This is a genomic window from Peribacillus muralis (assembly GCF_001439925.1).
In the GTDB taxonomy this organism is placed as follows: Bacteria; Bacillota; Bacilli; order Bacillales; family DSM-1321; genus Peribacillus; species Peribacillus muralis.
Window position 1 is genome coordinate 158,985 of record NZ_LMBV01000006.1, and the last position, 21,464, is coordinate 180,448.

At 44.0% G+C, this 21,464-nt stretch carries 22 protein-coding genes and 1 pseudogene; all 23 read right to left on the minus strand.

The features are described 5' to 3' along the window. Nucleotides 1–2 precede the first annotated feature (2 nt). Nucleotides 3–563: a signal peptidase I gene (lepB, locus tag ASU00_RS10585; RefSeq protein WP_057913432.1), complete on the minus strand. Its 561-nt coding sequence runs from the start codon at nt 561–563 to the stop codon at nt 3–5. A 220-nt stretch (nt 564–783) separates the two neighbouring features. Continuing rightward, a complete protein-coding gene (rplS, locus tag ASU00_RS10590) occupies nt 784–1,131 on the minus strand; it encodes a 50S ribosomal protein L19 (RefSeq protein WP_057913433.1) in 348 nt (115 codons plus the stop codon). 130 nt (nt 1,132–1,261) lie between these two features. Continuing rightward, on the minus strand, nt 1,262–1,996 hold the full coding sequence (gene trmD / locus ASU00_RS10595) for a tRNA (guanosine(37)-N1)-methyltransferase TrmD (RefSeq protein ID WP_057913512.1): 735 nt from the start codon (nt 1,994–1,996) through the stop codon (nt 1,262–1,264). Continuing rightward, nucleotides 1,996–2,514, minus strand: coding sequence for a ribosome maturation factor RimM (gene rimM, locus ASU00_RS10600; protein ID WP_057913434.1), 519 nt, complete (start codon nt 2,512–2,514; stop codon nt 1,996–1,998). Before rimM ends, trmD begins: the two co-directional genes overlap by 1 nt. A 10-nt stretch (nt 2,515–2,524) precedes the next feature. Continuing rightward, nucleotides 2,525–2,911, minus strand: a complete 387-nt coding sequence (locus tag ASU00_RS10605) for a YlqD family protein (RefSeq protein WP_057913435.1) — start codon at nt 2,909–2,911, stop codon at nt 2,525–2,527. A gap of 224 nt (nt 2,912–3,135) precedes the next feature. Then, entirely contained in the window at nt 3,136–3,366 is a 231-nt protein-coding gene (locus ASU00_RS10610) for a KH domain-containing protein (RefSeq protein WP_057913436.1), read from the minus strand. A gap of 13 nt (nt 3,367–3,379) precedes the next feature. Continuing rightward, nucleotides 3,380–3,652 (minus strand): 30S ribosomal protein S16, encoded by a 273-nt coding sequence (gene rpsP, locus ASU00_RS10615; protein WP_057913437.1) that lies wholly within the window; start codon nt 3,650–3,652, stop codon nt 3,380–3,382. A 152-nt stretch (nt 3,653–3,804) separates the two neighbouring features. Next, nucleotides 3,805–5,145, minus strand: coding sequence for a signal recognition particle protein (gene ffh, locus ASU00_RS10620; RefSeq protein ID WP_057913438.1), 1,341 nt, complete (start codon nt 5,143–5,145; stop codon nt 3,805–3,807). 11 nt (nt 5,146–5,156) lie between these two features. After that, a complete protein-coding gene (locus tag ASU00_RS10625) occupies nt 5,157–5,489 on the minus strand; it encodes a putative DNA-binding protein (protein WP_057913439.1) in 333 nt (110 codons plus the stop codon). A gap of 421 nt (nt 5,490–5,910) precedes the next feature. Continuing rightward, nucleotides 5,911–6,104: pseudogene (locus ASU00_RS26145) on the minus strand (GNAT family N-acetyltransferase); the annotation flags it as partial. A gap of 144 nt (nt 6,105–6,248) precedes the next feature. Further along, nucleotides 6,249–7,268, minus strand: coding sequence for a signal recognition particle-docking protein FtsY (gene ftsY, locus ASU00_RS10630; protein WP_057913440.1), 1,020 nt, complete (start codon nt 7,266–7,268; stop codon nt 6,249–6,251). 26 nt (nt 7,269–7,294) lie between these two features. After that, nucleotides 7,295–10,858, minus strand: a complete 3,564-nt coding sequence (gene smc, locus ASU00_RS10635; RefSeq protein WP_057913441.1) for a chromosome segregation protein SMC — start codon at nt 10,856–10,858, stop codon at nt 7,295–7,297. Between the two features lie 24 nt (nt 10,859–10,882). Continuing rightward, entirely contained in the window at nt 10,883–11,623 is a 741-nt protein-coding gene (rnc, locus tag ASU00_RS10640) for a ribonuclease III (protein ID WP_057913442.1), read from the minus strand. Between the two features lie 195 nt (nt 11,624–11,818). Next, nucleotides 11,819–12,052 (minus strand): acyl carrier protein, encoded by a 234-nt coding sequence (locus ASU00_RS10645; RefSeq protein ID WP_034313729.1) that lies wholly within the window; start codon nt 12,050–12,052, stop codon nt 11,819–11,821. Nucleotides 12,053–12,109: 57 nt separating this feature from the next. Further along, on the minus strand, nt 12,110–12,853 hold the full coding sequence (gene fabG / locus ASU00_RS10650; protein WP_057913443.1) for a 3-oxoacyl-[acyl-carrier-protein] reductase: 744 nt from the start codon (nt 12,851–12,853) through the stop codon (nt 12,110–12,112). Then, nucleotides 12,850–13,797, minus strand: coding sequence for an ACP S-malonyltransferase (gene fabD / locus ASU00_RS10655; protein WP_057913444.1), 948 nt, complete (start codon nt 13,795–13,797; stop codon nt 12,850–12,852). The genes fabG and fabD overlap by 4 nt, the downstream gene beginning before the upstream one ends. Before the next feature lie 27 nt (nt 13,798–13,824). Beyond that, entirely contained in the window at nt 13,825–14,811 is a 987-nt protein-coding gene (plsX, locus tag ASU00_RS10660; RefSeq protein ID WP_057913445.1) for a phosphate acyltransferase PlsX, read from the minus strand. A 24-nt stretch (nt 14,812–14,835) separates the two neighbouring features. Next, nucleotides 14,836–15,393 carry a transcription factor FapR gene (fapR, locus tag ASU00_RS10665; protein WP_057913446.1) on the minus strand — a complete coding sequence of 186 codons (558 nt, stop codon included), beginning with the start codon at nt 15,391–15,393 and terminating at the stop codon, nt 14,836–14,838. Nucleotides 15,394–15,510: 117 nt separating this feature from the next. Then, nucleotides 15,511–17,562 carry an ATP-dependent DNA helicase RecG gene (recG, locus tag ASU00_RS10670; RefSeq protein WP_057913447.1) on the minus strand — a complete coding sequence of 684 codons (2,052 nt, stop codon included), beginning with the start codon at nt 17,560–17,562 and terminating at the stop codon, nt 15,511–15,513. Continuing rightward, nucleotides 17,559–18,443 carry an L-serine ammonia-lyase, iron-sulfur-dependent, subunit alpha gene (gene sdaAA / locus ASU00_RS10675; RefSeq protein WP_057913448.1) on the minus strand — a complete coding sequence of 295 codons (885 nt, stop codon included), beginning with the start codon at nt 18,441–18,443 and terminating at the stop codon, nt 17,559–17,561. Before sdaAA ends, recG begins: the two co-directional genes overlap by 4 nt. A gap of 42 nt (nt 18,444–18,485) precedes the next feature. Further along, complete coding sequence (gene sdaAB, locus ASU00_RS10680) at nt 18,486–19,148, minus strand: L-serine ammonia-lyase, iron-sulfur-dependent subunit beta (RefSeq protein WP_057913449.1); 663 nt, start codon at nt 19,146–19,148, stop codon at nt 18,486–18,488. A 204-nt stretch (nt 19,149–19,352) separates the two neighbouring features. Further along, nucleotides 19,353–21,023, minus strand: coding sequence for a DAK2 domain-containing protein (locus ASU00_RS10685; protein WP_057913450.1), 1,671 nt, complete (start codon nt 21,021–21,023; stop codon nt 19,353–19,355). Between the two features lie 18 nt (nt 21,024–21,041). Continuing rightward, nucleotides 21,042–21,404 (minus strand): Asp23/Gls24 family envelope stress response protein, encoded by a 363-nt coding sequence (locus ASU00_RS10690; RefSeq protein ID WP_057913451.1) that lies wholly within the window; start codon nt 21,402–21,404, stop codon nt 21,042–21,044. Nucleotides 21,405–21,464: the final 60 nt, after the last annotated feature.

Below are 21,464 nucleotides of genomic sequence, written 5' to 3' on the forward strand. Positions count from 1 at the left end.
TACTATTCCGCCAATCGAAAGTCTTCAATTGGCCAATAAACTAATTTAGTTTTTCCTAACACTTTATCGTAAGGAACGACACCCACGCTATGATAGCGGCTATCCTTACTCAACCGGCGGTTATCCCCCAAGACGAACAGATGGTCTTTAGGAACCGTTCCTTGGCCTATGACATCACTTAATGTAAAAGGCTCCGTCAAAGCTCCGCCATCAATCAACTTTTTTTTATTTTCATCCAAGTATGGCTCAGCATAAGCTTTGCCATTCACGTAAAGTGTATCATCTTTATATTCCACCTTATCGCCTGGCAATCCTATGACACGTTTTATGTAATCCTTGCCTTCTGGAGCACGGAACACGATAATGTCAAATCTTTTCGGTTCACCAATTGAATAGGAGATTTTGTTTATGATCATGCGGTCCGTATCCTTCAATGTCGGCATCATGGAATTGCCATCCACGACTATAGGAGCCAAAAGGAAATAACGAATCAGTGTCGCGGCTATGATCGCGATTATGACCGCCTTTGTCCATTCCCATAATTCATTTTTCTTTTTCGCCATCCTTACCCACCCTTTTAGAAAGCATATCAAATATTTTAACATGTCGCGGACGGGATAGCGAGCCGGATTCCATATGGATTCCCCTCACTTTAGGAGCATTCATACGTTTCATTTAAGTGCAAAAAGGGAGCCTGATGAACAAGCTCCCTTTTTACATAATACTGTTTGGTTATTCACCTTATGTGGATCATGGTAAACCCGCATGAAGATATTCGAAGGATTAACGACGAATTTCTTTAATACGTGCTTTTTTACCACGAAGTTCGCGTAGGTAATAAAGTTTCGCACGACGTACTTTACCGTGACGGATAACTTCTAGTTTCGCAATTTTTGGTGTGTGAACAGGGAAAGCACGTTCAACTCCAACGCCGTAAGAAATCTTACGCACTGTGAAAGTTTCACTAACTCCGCCGCCACGACGTTTGATTACAACGCCTTCAAACAACTGGATACGTTCGCGAGTTCCTTCAATAACCTTTACGTGTACACGTACTGTGTCACCAGGTCTGAATGATGGAAGATCTGAGCGAAGTTGTTCTTTTGTGATTTCATTAATAATATTTTGCATCGTTTCCAACTCCTCCTGGACGCTCTTGCAAATACGGATTGTTTGCAGCGGAACATCGTTATAAGACCGAGCATTTCGCCCAAGTCACAATGTATATCCTATCATACTCTAAACATCGATGCAATAGGCATCATTCTTCTTTTTTAATCTCGGACAATAATTTTTCCTCAAGTTCCGATAGTTCATAGCTCTCGAGTAGATCAGGACGACGCATCCACGTTCTGCGCAGGGATTCCTTCATCCGCCATTCATCGATTTTTTTGTGATTACCGGATATGAGCGGATCGGGAACTTTCATTCCCCGAAAATCTGCTGGTCTAGTATAATGGGGATGCTCCAATAAACCAGAGGAATAAGAATCAAGAATCGGGGAGTCGACATTTCCGAGAACACCCGGCAGCAAGCGAACGACGCTGTCAATAACGACCATTGCGCCCAATTCCCCGCCCGTAAGCACAAAATCGCCAATTGATATTTCATCGGTTACGACATGCTCGCGGATGCGCTCATCGTACCCTTCATAATGCCCGCAAATGAAAATGAGGTGCTCTTCTTTTGCAAACTCTTCCGCTTTTTTCTGCGTGTAACGCTCTCCCTGAGGACAGAGCAGGACTACCCGTGGGGTTTGCACTGCTTGCCCTTTGAGAGCTTCCACAGCATCAAAAATCGGTTGTGCTTTCAATACCATTCCGGCACCGCCGCCATAAGGATAATCGTCCACCGTCGAATGCTTATTATCTGCATAATCCCGGAAATTGGAGACCTTATAGCTGACAGCCTGCTTTTCTGCAGCCTTTTTTAGAATCGACGAGCCGAACACCCCTTCGAACATTTCTGGAAAAAGCGAAAGTACATCGATTTTCATCAATCTAAAAGTCCTTCCATCGGTGTAATGATGACCTTTTTAGCAGAGATATCGACTTCTTTGACAATTTGATCGATATATGGGATCAAAATATCCTTACTCCCTGCTTTCTTAATGACCCAAACATCATTGGCACCTGGCGTCAGAACCTCAATGATTTCCCCAACTTCCATGCCTTCATCCGTAACTACCGAACAGCCGATGATTTCATGGAAGTAGAACTCACCTTCGTCCAATTTACCAAGCTGCGCTTCCTTGACTTTCAGGACGCCGTTTTTAAAAGCCTCGACCTGTCCAACGTTATAATAGTTCTCGAACGTGAGTAGATTAAAGTTTTTATGGGTGCGATGCGACCTGATGACAAGCGGAAAAGGCTTCTTTTCCGTGTCCCTGAATAAATATAGCGTGTTTCCCACTTTGTAGCGTTTTTCCGGAAAGTCTGTTGATGAAATGACTCGGACTTCTCCTAATAAACCGTGGGTGTTGACAATCTTACCTACATTAAACCAGTTTTCCATTCTTTCACCTCTAACGAATTTCCGAGACGATTCCATCTTTTATGACAATAGTTTTCGTTGCCATGATTTCGTCCCAATCTGCCCCGATTTCCACATCAATGATACTTTGAACTTCCCGTTCCTTCAGTTCGCTTCCGACGGGAAGGATCTCCAGCTGCTCCATTTGAAATTCAAGCAGTTTTATTTTTTCTTGTCTCTGATTTATTTCCTTTTCGAAATGGGCACGAAGACTGGCAGGCTGGAGATTTCTTGTTTTTTCAAGCTTTTTCAGTTCAAATCGGAGTTGTTCACTCTCTTTTTGAAGCTGAAGGCGTTTTGATTTGTACTTCTCGAGGAGCTGACTCTTGCTGGATTCCGTTAATACTTGGTTAACGATTACATTTTGGAGAATTTTCATTCCAGCACCTCCTAATATCTATGATTTCTTAATTCCTTCAAAAAATATGTATGATGGGGTAATCTTTTTGAAAAATGGGGGTCATTCTCTTAAGTATAACGTAAATCGATAAAAGATGCGTCTTAAAAAGGCGTAAAATTTAAACTCCGGACCGTATTCAGATGAGATGGGGTCCGGGATTTCACTTTCTTGAAGTGCAAAAAAAGGAGGGGTTTTAGCCCTCCTTATTCGGAAATCTCCAAATAGATTTTCTTCTGCTGTGAAGATCCTGCTGCATATACTACAGTCCGAATCGCCTTAGCAACACGCCCTTGCTTACCGATGATCTTGCCCATATCCTCTTTATGAACGGAGAGGCTATAAACAATCCGGTCGGATTCTTCCTTGGAGGTCACGCTGACTTCTTCGGGAAAATCCACAAGTGCCGAAACAATCGTTTCAATTAATGCTTTCATCAACTACCGTCGATTACTTGCTGTTTTTTGCAACATGGAATTTTTCCATGATGCCTTGTGTTGAGAATAAGTTACGAACTGTATCAGATGGTTTAGCTCCATCTTGTAACCATTTAAGAGCAAGCTCTTCGTTGATGTCAACTTTAGCTGGTTGAGCAACCGGGTTATAAGTTCCTACCACTTCAATGTAACGTCCGTCACGTGGTGAACGAGAATCTGCAACTACAATACGATAGAAAGGAGATTTTTTAGCTCCCATACGTTTTAAGCGAATTTTTACTGCCATTTTAAATAAGCACCTCCGAATAGTTTCACACAAGATAGTATGATATCAAATGTCTTGTATGTTTGTAAAGGTTTTTTTCTTAACAGGTGAAAAAAGTGTTGAAATACATGGCTTCAGCTTGCATTTTCGCCTCAATTCGACCTGAAGTAACCTTACATGAACGGGAATTTGAATCCCTTTTTCTTTCCTTTTTGCATGTTCGTGACCTGTTTCATCATTTTTTTCATTTCTTCGAATTGCTTCAATAAACGGTTCACTTCTTGAATCGATCTGCCGCTGCCTTTGGCAATCCGTTTTTTGCGGGATGCATTCATGGTTTCTGGATGTTCCTTTTCATGTGTCGTCATGGAACGGATGATGGCCTCAACATGACCGATCTGCTTCTCATCGATTTGAAGATTGTCCATCCCTTTCATTTTGTTCGCACCAGGAATCATTTTCAGAATATCATCAAGCGGTCCCATATTCCGCACCTGACCAAGCTGTTCAAGGAAATCATCAAAGGTAAAGGTTGCTGTACGCATCTTTTTCTCTAATTCTTTCGCTTTTTCTTCATCGACATTGGCCTGTGCCTTTTCGATAAGGGTCAATACATCACCCATACCGAGGATCCTTGACGCCATCCGTTCTGGATGAAATGCTTCAAGCGCATCCAATTTTTCTCCCATACCGACGAATTTAATCGGCGTGTTCGTAACTGAACGAATCGAAAGTGCCGCACCACCTCGTGTATCCCCATCAAGCTTCGTCAATACGACTCCAGACAGGCCGAGCTGATCATTAAAGCTTTGGGCTACATTGACCGCATCCTGCCCCGTCATCGCATCGACCACAAGGAAGATTTCATCAGGTTTTGTCAGTTCTTTAATATCCTTCAGTTCGCCCATCAAGTTTTCATCAACATGAAGACGGCCTGCGGTATCGATCAAAACATAATCATGATGCTCTTCCTTCGCTTTTTCAATCGCCTGTTTCGCTATTTCGACAGGACTGATTTGGTCACCAAGGGAAAAAACAGGCATGCTCAATTGTTTGCCAAGTGTTTCGAGCTGCTTAATCGCCGCCGGACGGTAAATATCAGCCGCAACGAGCAATGGCTTGCGGTTGTATTTCTTTCTAAGAAGATTGGCAAGCTTTCCGGTGGTCGTCGTCTTACCAGCCCCTTGAAGGCCGACCATCATAATGACGGTCGGTGGCTTCGAGGCAACGGCAATCTTGCTTTGTTCGCCGCCCATCAGCTCCGTCAGTTCTTCCTTAACTACTTTAATTACCTGTTGACCGGGGGTTAAGCTTTTCAGCACTTCCTGACCTACCGAACGTTCACTTACACGCTTTACAAATTCCTTCACGACTTTAAAGTTAACGTCCGCTTCAAGTAGGGCCAAACGAACTTCACGCATCATTTCTTTAACGTCTGCTTCGTTGACCTTCCCTTTTCCGCGAATCTTTTGCATCGTGCTCTGCAGTCGGTCGGCCAATCCTTCAAATGCCATATTGCCGCCTCCTAATCCAACTTCTCAAGCGTTGTGATTGCATCAAGCAGCTTCTCCTTTGAAAAGGAATCCTTTTCAATGAGTACCTTCATATTCGCAATCCACTCGTTACGCTCTTGAAATTTTTGAAATAACAATAGCTTTGCTTCATATTGCTCAAGCATCGCTTCTGTTCTTTTTATATTATCATAGACTGCCTGTCTACTCACTTCGTATTCATCGGCAATCTCCCCAAGAGAGTAATCATCCAGATAGTAGAGGGACATATAGCTCTGCTGCTTCTCTGTTAACAACGATTGATAAAAGTCATACAAATAGTTAATTCGCGTTGTCTTTTCAAGCACCTTAGCAAGCCTCCCTGCTGTTAAGTGAAAACCCTTTACAAGTTTATATTGTATCGTCTTGTTTATTTGATGTCAAGCTAAACTCCTTACCACATGTTAAGAGCCAATCATTTTTTTCTTTTTCTTGCTTCAAGAAGGCGTTTCATGTCTGGCTTTGGTCTGTGAGAAGGGCTGCCATAGGAGGTCTCCACTTTCGTGCATTTCATTTCTTCTTTTCACTGACCAATGACAGGAAAGCTCGCAAACCCTCCGTATTGGCGGCATAGCCTTCATAAAAGGAACTAGATCATGCAGGACCAGCGATTCCATTCAGGAGACCTATACAGACAGTTAAAACGCTTGTCTTTGATATACGTCACTTCGCTCGACAAACATATCCTGTTTTTAAACCATTTCTTTTTTTTCTACACAACCAAATAAACATGATTTCCTTTCCCTTTTTCTGATGATCTGGATGAACCAAGATATTTTGAATATAGAAATAGACTGCCCAATTTGATTATGATTGACTGTAAGGCAGTGAATAGAATTGCTGAGTAACATTTCCGCAATCCGTCCATCCCAACGACTGACATAAATATTTTGCTCTTCCAATGCTTGAGGATTATTTTCAATCTCATATTCCCATCATTACACTAATATCACCGAATATCTTCAGATGCAAATTATAGGGAAAATCGATGAATGGGCTTTTCTTTAAATTCTATACTATCAACAAAAAACCGGAAGAGAATAATCTCTTCCGGCTTTCAACTTTTCTTAAAGCTCTTCTCTATCGATGATATCAGCAAAAAGGCCGTAAACATATTTCTCAGCATCGAATTCCTGGAGATCGTCCATTTTTTCGCCAAGCCCGACGAATTTAACGGGGATGGCCAGTTCATTGCGAATCGCCAAAACAATTCCGCCTTTTGCCGTGCCGTCAAGCTTCGTTAAAACAATTCCCGAGACATTCGTTGCTTCTTTGAATGTCTTGGCCTGAATCAAGGCATTTTGTCCAGTCGTTGCGTCAAGGGCAAGAAGTACCTCGTGTGGCGCACCGGGTACCTCGCGTTCGATTACGCGTTTCACTTTTTCCAGTTCCTTCATTAAATTCACTTTATTCTGTAAGCGTCCTGCAGTATCACATATCAGGATATCGGCTTTTCTTGCCTTGGCAGCCTGTACGGCATCGAACATGACCGCAGCGGGATCGGATCCTTCACCTTGTTTGATTACACTGACACCGACACGCTCTCCCCATACTTCAAGCTGTTCGATAGCCCCAGCACGGAATGTATCTCCTGCTGCCAGTACAACCGATTTGCCTTCAGTCTTGAACTTATGAGCAAGTTTCCCGATTGTCGTCGTTTTACCGACTCCATTCACGCCTACAAACAAAATGACCGTCAACCCGTCTTCTTGGATGTTCAGGCTTGAAGTATCACCGTCATCACCTTGGTAGATGTCAACAAGCTTTTCTGAAATGACGGATTGCACTTCCCTTGTATCCGAAATATTGCGTAGCTTGACCTCCGTTTTTAATTGATCGATCAATTCCATCACGGTATCGAAGCCGACGTCAGCCTGAATCAGGATTTCTTCAAGTTCTTCAAAAAAGTCCTCATCCACTTTCCGGTAACGGGCAACAAGCTCATTGACTCTTCCAGTAAAGGAGTTCCTCGTCTTTGACAAACCTTGCTTGAATTTTTCCCCGATGGAGATTTCTTGTACTTCAACTTCTTTTTGCGTCTCTTCCTGGGTCGTAAACTTCTCTTTTAACTTTTTGAAAAAACTCATTGTCCCACTTCCTCTAATTCATGAATTTACACTTCGATAAAGTTTTCCGAATCTTCCATCCGGACTGAAACAAGCTTGGACACACCTGACTCCTGCATTGTAATCCCATAGAGGACATCAGCTTCCTCCATTGTACCTTTCCGGTGAGTGATGACGATAAACTGCGTTTCCCTGCTGAACTTCCTTAAAAATTGGCTGAACCGGACCACATTCGCCTCATCGAGTGCAGCTTCGACTTCATCAAGGATACAAAACGGCACTGGCCGCACTTTTAAAATGGAGAATAATAAGGCTATTGCCGTCAATGCCCGCTCTCCCCCGGATAAGAGACTTAAATTCTGCAGTTTTTTACCTGGTGGCTGTGCAATGATATCTACCCCTGTATGAAGCAGATCATCGGGATTCGTCAGCTTCAACTCCGCTCTGCCCCCGCCAAATAAAGCTTTGAACACCTGTTCGAATTGATCACGGATTGAATAGAAGGTATCGGCAAAGCGCCGCTTCATCTCATCATCCATCTCATCTATAACTTGGAATAACGTATCTTTCGCCTGTTGCAGGTCTTCCTTTTGACTTAACAGGAATTCATAGCGTTCAGCTACACGAGCATATTCATCGATCGCACCGAGATTGACGGTGCCCAATTCCTCGATCGCCAGCTTGATGAGCTTCACTTTTTTGCGGGCTTCTTCTACAGGCAGCATCAATGGATACTGTTCCTTAGCCCCTTCATAGGATAGCGTATACTCTTCCCTTAAATGGTCGAGACGGTTCTCGAGTTCCATATCCAGCCTGGTCAATTTGACCTCTTCATCCTTTATCACTTCAATAACGCCTTTATAAACCCTATTTTCTTCCTTCAAGGCCATTTCAAGCGTTGCAACTTGAGACAGAAGCTCATTTTTTTCTTGTTTATGGATGGCAATACCTTCAATGGCCCCGTTTTTATCGAGCAATTTTTTCTGGGCCATATCTTCAAGCGTTTCTTCACCGCTTGAGCTGTCTGTCATTTCATTTGTCAGAAGACCCAAGTCATCTTTATTCTCGGCAAGCCTGCTTGTTTCCTTTGCAAGATCGAAATCGATGCGTTCCAACTTCTCTTTTTGGTTTTCCAGCTGTCCACGCTTAGAGGCCAATGTTACCTTTAGCTCATTCGTTTCTTCAGCAAGGCTTTCTTTAGAAGATTGCTGAGATTGTTTTTGTTCTGTCATGTCCGAAATCAGCCGATCAAGCGCTTCGATTTCCGTTTTACATGACGTCAGAAGCTCTTCCAGCTCTTCTAATCTTGCCGTTTTTTGCTGTTGTTCTTCCAAATAGGAATTTTTATCCAAATCATAAAGGTGAAGGCGGTCATTCACGTTTCTTTCCTGTAATTCGACTTCACGCAATTCGCCTTTCAAGGTTTGCTCCTGTAATCGGAGATTCTCACCCATTTTTCTCGTTTGTTCAAGGGTTTGCTCTTGTACACCTACATCCACTTTAAGCTGTTTGACCTGCTTTTCCAGCTGATTCGTTTTGGCTTCCATTGCGGAAAGTTTTTGATGAAGTTCTTCCAATTCGGTTTTCCTTGAAAGCAGGGAGGTCGTCTTTTGCTTTAACGCCCCGCCAGTCATTGAACCGCCCGGATTGACGATGTCGCCTTCAAGCGTTACGAAGCGAAAGCGATGCTGCATCATTTTTGCCAAATCGTTCGCACCTTTTAAATCGGTGGTGATGATGACCGTTCCTAACAGATTCTCTGCAATCGCTGCATGCCTCGCATCATATTGGATCAATGAGGAGCCTGTCCCGACAAACGCTGCATGGCTTTTCAGCATTGATAATTGGCTTGAGGAAATTTCCCTCGCCTTAATGACTGATAACGGCAAGAACGTCGCACGTCCATACCTATTCTTCTTCAAGAAGGAGATGGCTTCACGTGCATGCTCTTCGCGTTCAACGACCACATGCTGCATCGCTCCGCCCAGGGCCGTTTCGATGGCCGTTTCATATTCCTTTGGAACCTTTATCAATTCTGCGACTGCTCCTTCAATGCCTGCAAGGGTTTCTTTCGCTTTTAAAACCTCTTTAACACCTTGAAAAAAGCCAGCATAATCTTCTTCCATTTCTTCAAGAAGCTCTTTACGAGACTTTGCCTGCTGAAGGAATTGATAAGCTTTATAGAGAGTCGTTTCTTGCTTTTGATACATATCTTTTGCCGCATCCAATTTGTTCTGCTGATTTCTGAAAACCGAGACATGTTCTTCAAGCTGCTCCGTCACATTGCCCATCCGAGCAGAATATTCCATTTTTTTTGCGGTGATATCCATTCTTTCAATTAGGAACTTTTCATTTTCCGTATCCAGTTTTTCGTTTTTATGCTCCTGCTGGGTGAGCTGCTGAAGCAAATACTGTTTTTCGTTTTTTGCCGTTGCCTGCTTGTTCAACCACTCGATATAGTCACTTTTTTTCGTTTCAATCATCGATTCGATATCGCTATTGAAAAGCCCCAGGCTTTTTTGCTTTTCATGTAAGATTTCCTGGATGCCTTTCACTTCAGAGTTGAGCGCATGGAGGACTTCCCTTTCACTTTGCTGTTGGACAGAAAGACTCTTGACAAAAGTCTCCCCTTCCACGATCGCTCTTTCAAGCTGTGACTTGTTTTGGGCAGCATTCTTTTTTCGTTCCTTCAATACTTCTTTGCGGCCTTCAAGCTTTTCAAGTTCCTCACTGGCATTCAGAAGAATCTCTTGTAGCTCATTGATTGATGTTTCGAGCGTCGCCAGATTATCCCTGAGCCTTTTTAGATGCGCTTCCCGATCATGAAGCTGCCCTGCCATTTGCTGCTCCATTTCATTATGCTTTTCTAAATCTTGGGACAGCTTTTCCCATTTTTCATAAAGTTCTTCGATTTCAAACACGGTTAAAGCAACTTCGATTTGTTCAAGCTCGTCTTTTTTCTCCAAAAATTCCTTGGCAAGGGAAGATTGAATTTTCAACGGTTCAACCTGCCCCTCCAATTCATGGAGGATATCATGGACACGGTTCAAGTTATCCTGTGTTTCCGTCAGCTTCGATTCCGCTTTTCGTTTTCTTGTTTTATATTTGAGGACGCCGGCTGCTTCTTCAAAGATCACCCGTCTCTCTTCTGACTTGCTGCTCAGGATTTCTTCGACTTTCCCTTGGCTGATGATTGAAAATGCTTCACGGCCAAGACCAGAATCCATGAACAAATCTATGATATCTTTCAAGCGACATCCTTGATTATTAATGAAAAATTCACTTTCTCCCGATCGATATACCCGTCTTGTCACACTGACTTCGTGAAAGTCTATCGGCAGGGAATTGGTCTCGTTATCAAGGGTCAATGATACTTCTGCAAAATTCAACGCTTTCCTCGTGTCACTTCCCGAAAAAATGATGTCTTCCATTTTTGCGCCACGAAGCGATTTCGCAGACTGCTCTCCAAGTACCCATCGGACTGCATCGGTCACATTACTTTTACCGCTTCCGTTCGGTCCAACCACTGCCGTGACACCAGGTACAAAATCAATCGATATTTTCTCTGCGAAAGATTTAAATCCTACAACGTCCAAGCGTTTGAGGAACATGACCTTTCCTCCTCTACTGTTCAACTATCTTGTTGATTTTTTTTCTTTTAAAACGATCAATGCATGCTCGGCTGCATGCTGCTCCGCTTCTTTCTTGGACTTCCCTATACCGGAGCCCAGTTCTTCTCCATTCAGAGAAACCGTGGAAACAAATTCCCGGTTATGGGCCGGTCCTTTTTCCTGCAGGATTTTATATTGCAGGACACCGATAGCATCACGCTGAATCAGCTCTTGAAGCTGGCTTTTATAATCCATCACATGAGAAAAAGCACCCTCGTCTATCTTCGGAAACACAACATTGTTCAAAAACTGTACAACCGGCTCTAATCCTTGATCAAGGTACAAAGCCCCGATATATGCTTCGAATACATCCGCGAGCATAGCAGGCCTTTCCCTACCGCCTGTCATTTCTTCCCCTTTGCCGAGTAATACATATTCCCCGTAGGAAAGATTATTGGCAAACGCAACAAGTGAAGGCTCGCACACTATGGCAGCCCTTAATTTGGTCAGTTCACCCTCGCTCATCATCGGGTATTTTTGATACAAGTATTTAGAGATGGTCAGTTCCAGTACAGCGTCTCCCAAAAATTCAAGCCTTTCGTTATCTTCATAAGGCTTGCGGCGATGCTCATTCACATAAGATGAATGGGTAAAAGCTTGTTTCAATAAATTTTCATCCTGAAATTGAATACCCAGACTTTCTTGCAACTGTTTAAATTTATTATCCTTGATTGATGGTTTACGATTATTTCCGTTCCTACGCATCACACAAAACCCTCCACAACGGTTCAAAAAAGCATATTTTTCCTATATAAAAAGAAACCTGGCAGGAATTCCTGTCAAGCTTTCCTATGTACCATCATACATGATAATCCGCTTAATGAAAACTAACCGACAACTTCTTTCATCACAAGAGAAAGCCCCGTTAAAAAACGGAGCTTTTAGTCAAATGACCATTCATTACATAGTGCTTTGTATGTAATTCACAGCATCACCTACTGTGGCGATTTTTTCAGCGTCGTCGTCCGAAATTTCCATATCGAACTCGTCTTCGAATTCCATGACTAGTTCAACTACATCTAGGGAATCGGCACCAAGATCTTCTTTGAAAGAAGCTTCAAGTTTTACTTCTGACTCTTCTACGTTCAAACGATCCACAACGATTTTCGTTACTCTTTCTAATACATCTGCCAATTTGTTCACCTCCCCTCATGACATTATAAATTAAATTTGAAAAAAATCAAAGAAAACTTACATTACCATGCCGCCATCTACATGAAGTGTTTGTCCGGTCATATACTTGCTAGCGTCTGAAGCTAGGAAAGATGCGACACAAGCGACTTCTTTAGGGTCTCCAAACCGGGCCAGTGGAATTTGGGCCAGCATTGCTTTTTGGACATCTTCAGGCAATTCCCCCGTCATATCGGTGGAGATGAAGCCGGGAGCAATCGCATTGACGGTAATTCCTCTTGAAGCAAGTTCCTTCGCGGTAGTTTTGGTCAGGCCGATCACGCCTGCCTTCGCCGCCACATAATTGGCTTGCCCGGCATTTCCGCTTACGCCGACAATCGATGCCATATTGATGATCCTGCCGCTGCGCTGCTTCATCATTTGCCTCGTGACCGCCTTTGTGCAAAGGAACACGCCTTTAAGATTCGTATTGATGACTGCATCCCATTCGTCTTCTTTCATGCGCATCAATAGGTTATCACGTGTGATACCAGCGTTGTTCACCAGGATATCCACTCGGCCGAACCGTTCGACCACCTCTTTAATCATGCTTGTCACTGATTCACCATTGGCGACATCGCACTGTATGGCGAATGCTTCACGGCCCAATGCCTTGATTTCATCGACCACTTCATTCGCTTTCGCTTCACTGCCTGAATAGTTGATGGCAACATCCGCTCCCTGAAGGGCTAATTCTAACGCCACTTCCCTGCCTATACCTCTTGACGCTCCCGTTACGATTGCTTTTTTTCCTTTAAGGATCATGCTTGTACCTCCTTTAAAGATTCGACTGTTTTAGTAAGAGTATCCAGATCGGAGACGGAGTGGATATGAGCGGAACGGTCAATCTTCTTGATTAATCCGCCTAACACTTTCCCCGGGCCTACCTCGATGAACGTATCGACGCCCAACTCGAGCAAGGTTCTGACGCTGTCCTCCCAAAGCACTGGTGAATACAGCTGTTCGATTAATTTTTCTTTAATTTCAATAGGTGAAGTAATCGGATTCGCCGTTACATTTGATATAACGGGAATTTCTGCTTGTTTGATGATCACTTCATCTAAGATACCCTGTAGTTTTTCTGCAGCGGGTTTCATCAATTCCGAATGGAAAGGTCCGCTCACTTCAAGCGGGAGTGCCCGTTTCGCTCCATTTTCCTTCGCCTTTGCACTTGCCAGTTTAACCCCTTCAGACGTGCCGGAAATGACAATTTGTCCTGGACAATTTATATTGGCTAATTGAACGGATTCGCCTGTAGCAGTTATTTCGGAAGTAACTTCAGCCAAAGCTTCACGATCCATGCCAAGTATTGCCGCCATAGAGCCTTGACCATTCGGGACCGCTGCTTCCATGAACTCCCCACGCTTACGAACGGTATATACGGCATCTTCAAAAGAGATGGCACCTGATGCCACTAAAGCCGTATATTCACCCAAACTATGGCCCGCTGTATAATCCGCTTGGATTCCCGCTTCCTTCAAGGCGCTGACAAGCGCATAGCTTGTGGTCAATAAAGCTGGCTGTGCGTTATAGGTTACCGTCAATTCCTGTTGTGTGCCATTAAAAATCAATTCGGAAAGTGGAAAATCAAGTTTTTCATCCGCTGATCGAAAAATTTGCTGAGCACGCTCGTTTTCCTGATATAAGCTAAGCCCCATTCCGATTGACTGTGAACCTTGTCCTGGAAAGACAAAAGCAATTTTACCCATATGTGACTCCCCTGTCTCTATGATTTATTATTGTTTTTCTATCGTCTTCGCGATGGTCGGGATGACATCATGCCCAACCATATCGCGGGTCTGGCGAATGGCATTGTAGATGGCGTTCGCATCTGAAGATCCATGCGCCTTGATGACAGGAGCCTTCAGGCCAAAAAGTCCAGCACCGCCATACTCTGAATAATCCATTTGATTTTTTATGACCTTTAATTCCGGCTTCACCATCGCTGCAGCCAATTTGCTCTTCAGGTTGCTCGTCAAAGCCGTTTTCAACATCGTGAATACGCTCATAGCCGTACCTTCCAGTGTTTTCAACACCATATTTCCCGTGAATCCGTCCGTCACGACAACATCCGCCGGTCCATTTAGAAGGTCTCGTGCCTCAACATTTCCAATAAAGGTGATTTCCGATGACTGCTGCAGCAATGAGAAAGCATGCTTGGTCAATTCATTCCCTTTTTTTTCCTCTGTTCCGATATTCAAAAGCCCGACACGGGGCTTATCTATCCCCCGCACTTTTTGGGCATATACAGACCCCATTATCGCGAATTGCAGAAGATGCTCCGGCTTCGCATCGGAGTTAGCACCCACATCAAGAAGGACAAACCCTTTTCCATCGATTGTCGGCAGGGTCGGAGCCAATGCCGGACGTTCGATGCCTTCAATTCTTCCGACAATAAACAAGCCTGCAGCCATGAGCGCACCTGTATTGCCTGAAGAAATGCATGCATCGGCTTCTCCATCTGCCACTTGTTGTGCCGCCAAGACCATGGAGGCACTTTTCTTGCGGCGAACTGCGCGAACCGGCTCATCGGTACTCAGTATTTTTTCTTCTGTATGTACAACCTTTATTCGGTCATGTTTGTTTAAGTGTAAGTTAACCTCGTCTTGATCTCCCACCAAAGTGATTTCCACATCGGAAAAAGCCTCGACAGCTTTCATTGCTCCTAAAACCTGTGCTTTAGGAGCGTGATCTCCACCCATTGCATCTATCGTTATCTTCATGTTCTTTCATCCTTTACTAGAAAGTTAAGAGCGATACATTTCGAACTCGCCTTTAAAAACCAGCTCATTACCTACGTAGCTTCTGACCTCCACCACTGATCGATCATTGGTATGGTCCACACTTTTAACCTTCGCTTTGGCTACCACTCTTTCATTTTCCTTTACGGAACGGGTAAATAAAATGGATGCCTTTGCAGTCAGTGCCAGTTCATCATTCATGACCGCTACTGCCAATGAATTTGCTTGGGCAAAAAGGTGGTGCCCCCTGGCAATTCCATTCCGCTTGAAGACATGCTCTTTTTTTATATCCAAAATCGATATCGCATTGTCATCTAAATTAAGATCTATTACTTCCCCGATGATTTCATCCAAAGGCAAAGCCCTGATTTCGTCACTGAATTTTTTCTCGGCCACGTTCTTAATGCGTTCACGCAGTTCCGGTATCGATAATTCAAGTCGATCAAGCCTAATTGTCTGGACGCTCACCGAATATTTTTCAGCCAGCTCCTCATCCGTTACAAAAGGATTCTGTTTAATCGTTTCGATTAATAATTGCTGGCGTTCCTTCTTGTTTCTTCGCATTTGAAGGTCACCATCCGTAGTATTATGACTAGGTACTAATAGTAGTATATATATTTTAAAAACAGATTGCAAGATATTGTGGAAATTCTCGCAATCTGCTAATCGATTTTCATTATTTCAGTCAAGCTTTTCTCCCGTAAACACGCCTGTCCCCTCTAAATAAGTACGTAATGGTGCATATTCGTGGGAGTGCCAAAAGCTTTGGGAAGCAATCAGTTTCGCTGCGTCCTCCCGAGCCACTTCCAAGGTCCTGTAATCATGGACCATGTCAGCTACTTTGAATTCAGGTAGGCCGCTTTGCTTTTTGCCAAAGAAATCCCCTGGGCCGCGAAGTTCCAAGTCCTTCTCGGAGAGGACGAAACCATCGTTCGTTTCCGTCATGATTTTCATCCGTTCTTTTCCGACCTCCGTTTTCGGATCAGCCAGGAGAATGCAAAACGACTGATCGCTTCCCCGTCCTACCCTACCCCGTAACTGATGGAGCTGGGACAGGCCAAAACGCTCTGCATCATAAATGACCATTACCGTTGCATTTGGAACATTCACTCCAACCTCGACAACGGTCGTTGAGACGAGGATTTGCGCAGCATTTACACTGAACTCCTGCATCACTTCGTCTTTTTCATCCGCGGGGAGCCGCCCATGCATGAGTCCCACTTTATACCGGTCGCCAAAGTATTGGGTCAGCATCGCATGGACATCCAGAACATTTTGCAGGGAATCAAGCTTTTCCGACTCCTCGATCAAAGGACAGATGACGTAAGCCTGCCGTCCTTTTTTTAGTTCCTTTTCAACAAAAGTCAAGATCCGATCAAGCATTTGATGTTTCGCCCAATACGTTTCGATCGCTTTGCGTCCAGCAGGCATTTCATCTATCGTCGAGACGTCCATTTCACCGAAAACGGTAATCGCGAGCGTACGCGGAATGGGTGTTGCCGTCATGAATAGTACATCTGGGTTCGCACCTTTTTCACGGAGAATCCGACGCTGCTCCACTCCGAAGCGGTGTTGTTCATCCGTAATGACAAGTCCAAGCTTCCGAAAATTCACTTCATCCTGTATCAAAGCATGCGTTCCGATCAAAAGGTCGATTTCACCGGAATCAAGCATTTGTAATAGCTCCCGGCGCTTTTTGCCCTTCACCGAACTAGTCAATAACGCTACCTTCAATCCGGTCGGTTCAAGCATCGCCTTCAGTGATTGCGTATGCTGCTCAGCCAAGATTTCCGTCGGTACCATAAGGGCCCCTTGGAAACCGGCTGTAATCGTCGCCTTCAGGCAGATGGCGGCAACAACCGTTTTTCCTGACCCTACATCGCCTTGGAGAAGGCGATTCATCCGATAGGGGGATTTCATGTCATTCAGAATTTCGCCGACGACACGATTTTGAGCATGTGTCAAAGGGAAAGGAAGCGTTTGTATGAAGGCTTCCACTGGCTTTTCGTCAAATTCCTGACCGATTCCTTTTGATTGCTCCCGCTGCACTTTACGCAAGGCCTGCATTTTGAGTTGAAACAATAAAAATTCTTCATACACAAAGCGGCGGCGCGCTTTCTTTATATCATCAGCCGATAAAGGAAAATGCATCATACGAAGAGCATCATTACGTGGCATCAGTTTGTATGTCGCCAATAATTGCGGTGGCAAATTCTCTTCAATCATGGATCCATACTGGGTAAACGCTTTGGAGATAAAGCGGCGCAAACCTTTTACCGTGATGCTTCCCTTCACGGAGTACACGGGTTCAAACTCTTTCTCGCGGCTTTGATTGCCAATGTGACACTCTGAGCCAGTAATCGTTTGCCGATGACGGTCCCATTTTCCGGTTACCGTTATGGTTTCACCTATCGCAAGTTTCGGCTTCAAATATGGCTGGTTGAAAAAAATGACATTCACTAAATATCGCCCGGTCAATAATTTAATCGTCAGCCTCGATTTTTTCTTGCCAAAGTACCCTAATGTGGGCACGGTATGAATTTTTCCTTCTACGGTGACGCGTTCTTCATGTTCTACCGTTTCCAAGTCCCTCAATCGGTAGTCTTCATAGCGGTATGGAAGATGTTCAAGGAGATTCTTGACGGTATGAATCTCCATTTCCTCCAGGGCTGCCGCGGTTTCGCTCCCGATGCCTTTCACTGACGTTATCGGTTCCAAAATGGCGGAGGTCACTTTTTATTTAGCGGCAAGCCAAAAATTTTCGCTTCCAACTCCCGTCCAGTCGGTGTCGCCGCTAATCCTCCTTGTGCAGTTTCCCTAAGAGCCGATGGCATCGTTTGCCCGATTTTATACATCGCATCAATCACTTCATCACAAGGTATGCGGCTTGTAATCCCCGCCAAGGCCATATCTGCGGCAACCATTGCATTGGCCGCCCCCATCGCATTCCTTTTTACACAAGGCACCTCAACAAGCCCGGCAACCGGGTCACACACAAGACCCAGCATGTTCTTTAACGTGATGGCCATAGCTTCAGCACTTTGCGCAGGTGTTCCTCCTGCCATTTCAACGATTGCTGCGGCTGCCATGCCCGAAGCGGACCCGACCTCCGCCTGACAGCCCCCTGCGGCCCCAGAAATCGATGCGTTGTTCGCCACAACAAAACCGAATGCCCCTGCCGTGAACAAGAATTCGATTTTTTGTTCGCGATTCGGTTTTAACTTGTTTTGCAAAGCGAAAAGCGTTCCAGGCACCACTCCAGCAGATCCAGCAGTAGGTGTCGCACAAATGGTTCCCATCGCTGCGTTCACTTCGTTTGTGGCCACTGCTTTGCTCACAGCATCCAACAACAATTCACCGCATAGGGAATTACCTGAATTAATATAATTTTGAAGCAGGACTGCATCACCGCCTGTAAGGCCGGAAACGGACTGTACACCTTGGAGGCCCTTTTCAACAGCCTGTTCCATCACATCCAGGTTGACTCCCATCTGATCGATGATTTGTTCACGACTTCTGCCCGTCACTTCCATTTCTTGTTCTATCATCAAAGTTGATATTTTTTTCTGCTTTGAATCAGCTAATTCTATCAATTCCGCAACATTTCGAAACATGATATCTTCTCCTTCCTAAATGGAAACGATTCAATTTCCTTATCAATCCACAATCCTCGCCACTTGAGTGATGTTGGGGATTGCCGAGATTTCATCAATGACTTGATCCTCGAGGTTTTGATCCACTTCAATTGTCATCAGCGCCATCTTCCCCTTCTCTTTACGGGAAACCTCCATCTGGCCGATATTGATTTGATGCTTAGCCAGAATGTTTGAAACATTGGCAATGGCCCCGAATTTGTCATCATGCACGACAAGTATGGCAGGGTTGTGGCCCGACAGCCTCAATTTAAACCCATTCAATTCGACAATTTCGATTTTTCCCCCGCCAATCGATATTCCGACAAGTTCAAGTTCACCGGACTCATCCCCGACCGTTATTTTTGCTGTATTGGGATGTTCCGGGACGGCTTCTTCTTCCCGGAAAGTAATTTTGATTTTCTTATTCAGGGCTATTTCCAATGATTCTTTAATTCTCTCATCAAATGTATCAAAATCAAGTAAGCCTCCTACAATGGCTACATCCGTTCCATGTCCTTTATAGGTTTTTGCGAACGATCCATAAAAAGAAATATGTGCCCATTTAGGTTCACGGTTGAATAAATTCCTGGCCACCCTCCCGATTCTTGCAGCTCCGGCAGTATGGGAACTAGAGGGGCCAATCATAACAGGACCAATTATATCGAATACACTTCTGAATTTCATGCATTGCTCCTCCTTCAGTTATTGAAATCAAGGGAAAGGCTGGGTGTTAGATTAATCATAACGTCAAATTCACCGTAATTCCAATCAGGCTGTTTCTATCATTCATTTTTCAAAAATAAAACTGCATAGCCTAATGACTTATGCAGTTTATTACCCTTTATTCGTTCATGATCATGCAAAGAGAAAGATCATTAGAATTTTTCCTTATTCAATTGAAAAAATGAAAGAATATAAAGGTTGTTTCCCATTATGGACTTCCACTTCAACGTCTTCGAAAGTCTCCTTACAAAACGCGACGAGATTTTCGACTTCTTCTGTATTGGCGTCTTCTCCATACAATATCGTCAGGATTTCAGCATCATCATCGATCATTTCAGAAAGAAGATCCTTTGCCGCTTGCGTCTTGTCTTTATCTTTCACTTTGATGGTTCCTTCAGCAATGCCCATGAAATCCCCAGTCTCAATGGAAAGACCATCAATATTGGTATCCCTGACAGCATAAGTGATTTGGCCGGTTTTTACATGCGAAAGGGCTTCACTCATCACTTTTTGATTCTCTGCAGCATCAAGCGATGGATTGAATGCCAACAAGGCAGCCATTCCCTGCGGTACCGTTTTCGTTGGAACGACCGTCACATGATCACCAAGGACATCTGCTGCTTGATTGGCAGCCATAATGATATTTTTATTGTTAGGCAAGATGATGACATGCTCCGCATTTGCCTCTTCGACAGCCTTGACGATATCTTCCGTGCTAGGATTCATCGTTTGTCCGCCTTCGATGACGGATTTGGCGCCGATGCTTTTGAACAATTCACTGATGCCTGCACCCATAGCAACGGACACCACTCCGTATTTATCTTTTATTACCGGTTTCGTTTGGAGCGGAGTGCTCGTCTCACCAACAATCGCCGTATGCTGTTCGCGCATATTATCGATTTTCATCTTGATTAAGCTACCGTATCGCTGTCCATAGCTGAGACATTCGCCAGGCTGTTCAGAGTGAATATGTACTTTGACAACTTCATCATCTGAAATGACCAATAATGAGTCGCCGTATTCACTTAAATCATTCCGGAATTTTTCCTCGTCGAATGATTTATTAGCCAGTTTTTCACTTTCCAACCGGACCATGAATTCCGTGCAGTAGCCAAACACGATATCTTCCGTGTTCATATGCGCTTGGACGTTCATGTGGTGCTCGGCACTTATCATATCATCCATGCTAGGGCCATGTTCAGACCGGATCGGAAGGGCTTCACCTTTCAGCTCCGCAAGGAAACCTTCATATACGAACACCAAGCCTTGTCCGCCACTGTCAACGACTCCCACTTCTTTTAAGACTGGAAGAAGATCCGGTGTGCGTTTTAATGAAGCATTGGCTTCCGTGACGATCTCTTCCATTACCTGAATAAGATCTTGGTGCCTGGCAGCTGATGAAACCGCTTGCTTCGCAGCATCTTTGGCGACCGTTAATATCGTGCCTTCAACAGGTTTCATTACAGCCTTATAAGCTGTTTGCACGCCTGCTTCAAAAGCTTGGGCGAATTCTTCACTATTGATTTCGGATTTATGTTCAATCGCTTTAGCAAAGCCGCGGAACAATTGTGATAGGATAACACCTGAATTGCCGCGAGCGCCCATTAGCAATCCTCTTGAAAGTGATGTACCCACTTTCCCGATGTGTTCCTGGACATTATTTTGCACTTCCTTTGCGCCGGAAGTCATCGATAAATTCATATTCGTTCCAGTATCTCCATCTGGAACAGGGAAAACATTCAACGCATCAACCAGTTGGGCATTAGCCGCTAAATGATTGGCACCTTGAATGATCATTTCTGCAAATCGCTTTCCATTTAAACTTGTAATTGACACAAAACTTTCCTCCTATACTTAAGGGTTCGTCACACGAACTCCCTGGACAAAAATGTTAACTGAATCAACAGCTAATCCTACAGTTTTGTTCAGGGTGTACTTTACCTTTGATTGCACATTATGCGCAACTTCCGAGATTTTTGTTCCATAGCTTACGATTATATACATATCGATATGAACTTCTTCCTCTTCTTGACGGACTATTACACCCTTAGTAAAGTTTTCTTTTCTTAAAATCTCAGCAATGCCGTCTTTAAATTGTTTTTTGGAAGCCATTCCTATAATTCCGTAGCAATCCATTGCTGCTCCGCCTGCTACAGTAGCGATAACCTCATTAGAGATATCAATTTGTCCATATTTCGTTTGTAATTCAATAGACATCTTTCTTTTCCCTCCCAAAAAATCAAGTCAACTAAAGACATTTTACTATAATGTCTATGG

What these genes read in the sequence shown, in the direction of transcription:
- plsX (WP_057913445.1), bottom strand. Translation starts at nt 14,811, where the DNA reads ATGAAGATAACGATAGATGCAATGGGTGGAGATCACGCTCCTAAAGCA.
- smc (WP_057913441.1), bottom strand. Translation starts at nt 10,858, where the DNA reads ATGTTCCTCAAACGCTTGGACGTTGTAGGATTTAAATCTTTCGCAGAG.
- rimM (WP_057913434.1), bottom strand. Translation starts at nt 2,514, where the DNA reads ATGGAAAACTGGTTTAATGTAGGTAAGATTGTCAACACCCACGGTTTA.
- ASU00_RS10690 (WP_057913451.1), bottom strand. Translation starts at nt 21,404, where the DNA reads ATGTCTATTGAATTACAAACGAAATATGGACAAATTGATATCTCTAAT.
- fabD (WP_057913444.1), bottom strand. Translation starts at nt 13,797, where the DNA reads ATGGGTAAAATTGCTTTTGTCTTTCCAGGACAAGGTTCACAGTCAATC.
- ASU00_RS10605 (WP_057913435.1), bottom strand. Translation starts at nt 2,911, where the DNA reads ATGAAAATTCTCCAAAATGTAATCGTTAACCAAGTATTAACGGAATCC.
- sdaAA (WP_057913448.1), bottom strand. Translation starts at nt 18,443, where the DNA reads ATGTTTCGAAATGTTGCGGAATTGATAGAATTAGCTGATTCAAAGCAG.
- fabG (WP_057913443.1), bottom strand. Translation starts at nt 12,853, where the DNA reads ATGATCCTTAAAGGAAAAAAAGCAATCGTAACGGGAGCGTCAAGAGGT.
- trmD (WP_057913512.1), bottom strand. Translation starts at nt 1,996, where the DNA reads ATGAAAATCGATGTACTTTCGCTTTTTCCAGAAATGTTCGAAGGGGTG.
- sdaAB (WP_057913449.1), bottom strand. Translation starts at nt 19,148, where the DNA reads ATGAAATTCAGAAGTGTATTCGATATAATTGGTCCTGTTATGATTGGC.
- ftsY (WP_057913440.1), bottom strand. Translation starts at nt 7,268, where the DNA reads ATGAGTTTTTTCAAAAAGTTAAAAGAGAAGTTTACGACCCAGGAAGAG.
- rplS (WP_057913433.1), bottom strand. Translation starts at nt 1,131, where the DNA reads ATGCAAAATATTATTAATGAAATCACAAAAGAACAACTTCGCTCAGAT.
- rnc (WP_057913442.1), bottom strand. Translation starts at nt 11,623, where the DNA reads ATGCGTAGGAACGGAAATAATCGTAAACCATCAATCAAGGATAATAAA.
- rpsP (WP_057913437.1), bottom strand. Translation starts at nt 3,652, where the DNA reads ATGGCAGTAAAAATTCGCTTAAAACGTATGGGAGCTAAAAAATCTCCT.
- fapR (WP_057913446.1), bottom strand. Translation starts at nt 15,393, where the DNA reads ATGCGAAGAAACAAGAAGGAACGCCAGCAATTATTAATCGAAACGATT.
- lepB (WP_057913432.1), bottom strand. Translation starts at nt 563, where the DNA reads ATGGCGAAAAAGAAAAATGAATTATGGGAATGGACAAAGGCGGTCATA.
- ASU00_RS10610 (WP_057913436.1), bottom strand. Translation starts at nt 3,366, where the DNA reads ATGAAAGCATTAATTGAAACGATTGTTTCGGCACTTGTGGATTTTCCC.
- ffh (WP_057913438.1), bottom strand. Translation starts at nt 5,145, where the DNA reads ATGGCATTTGAAGGATTGGCCGACCGACTGCAGAGCACGATGCAAAAG.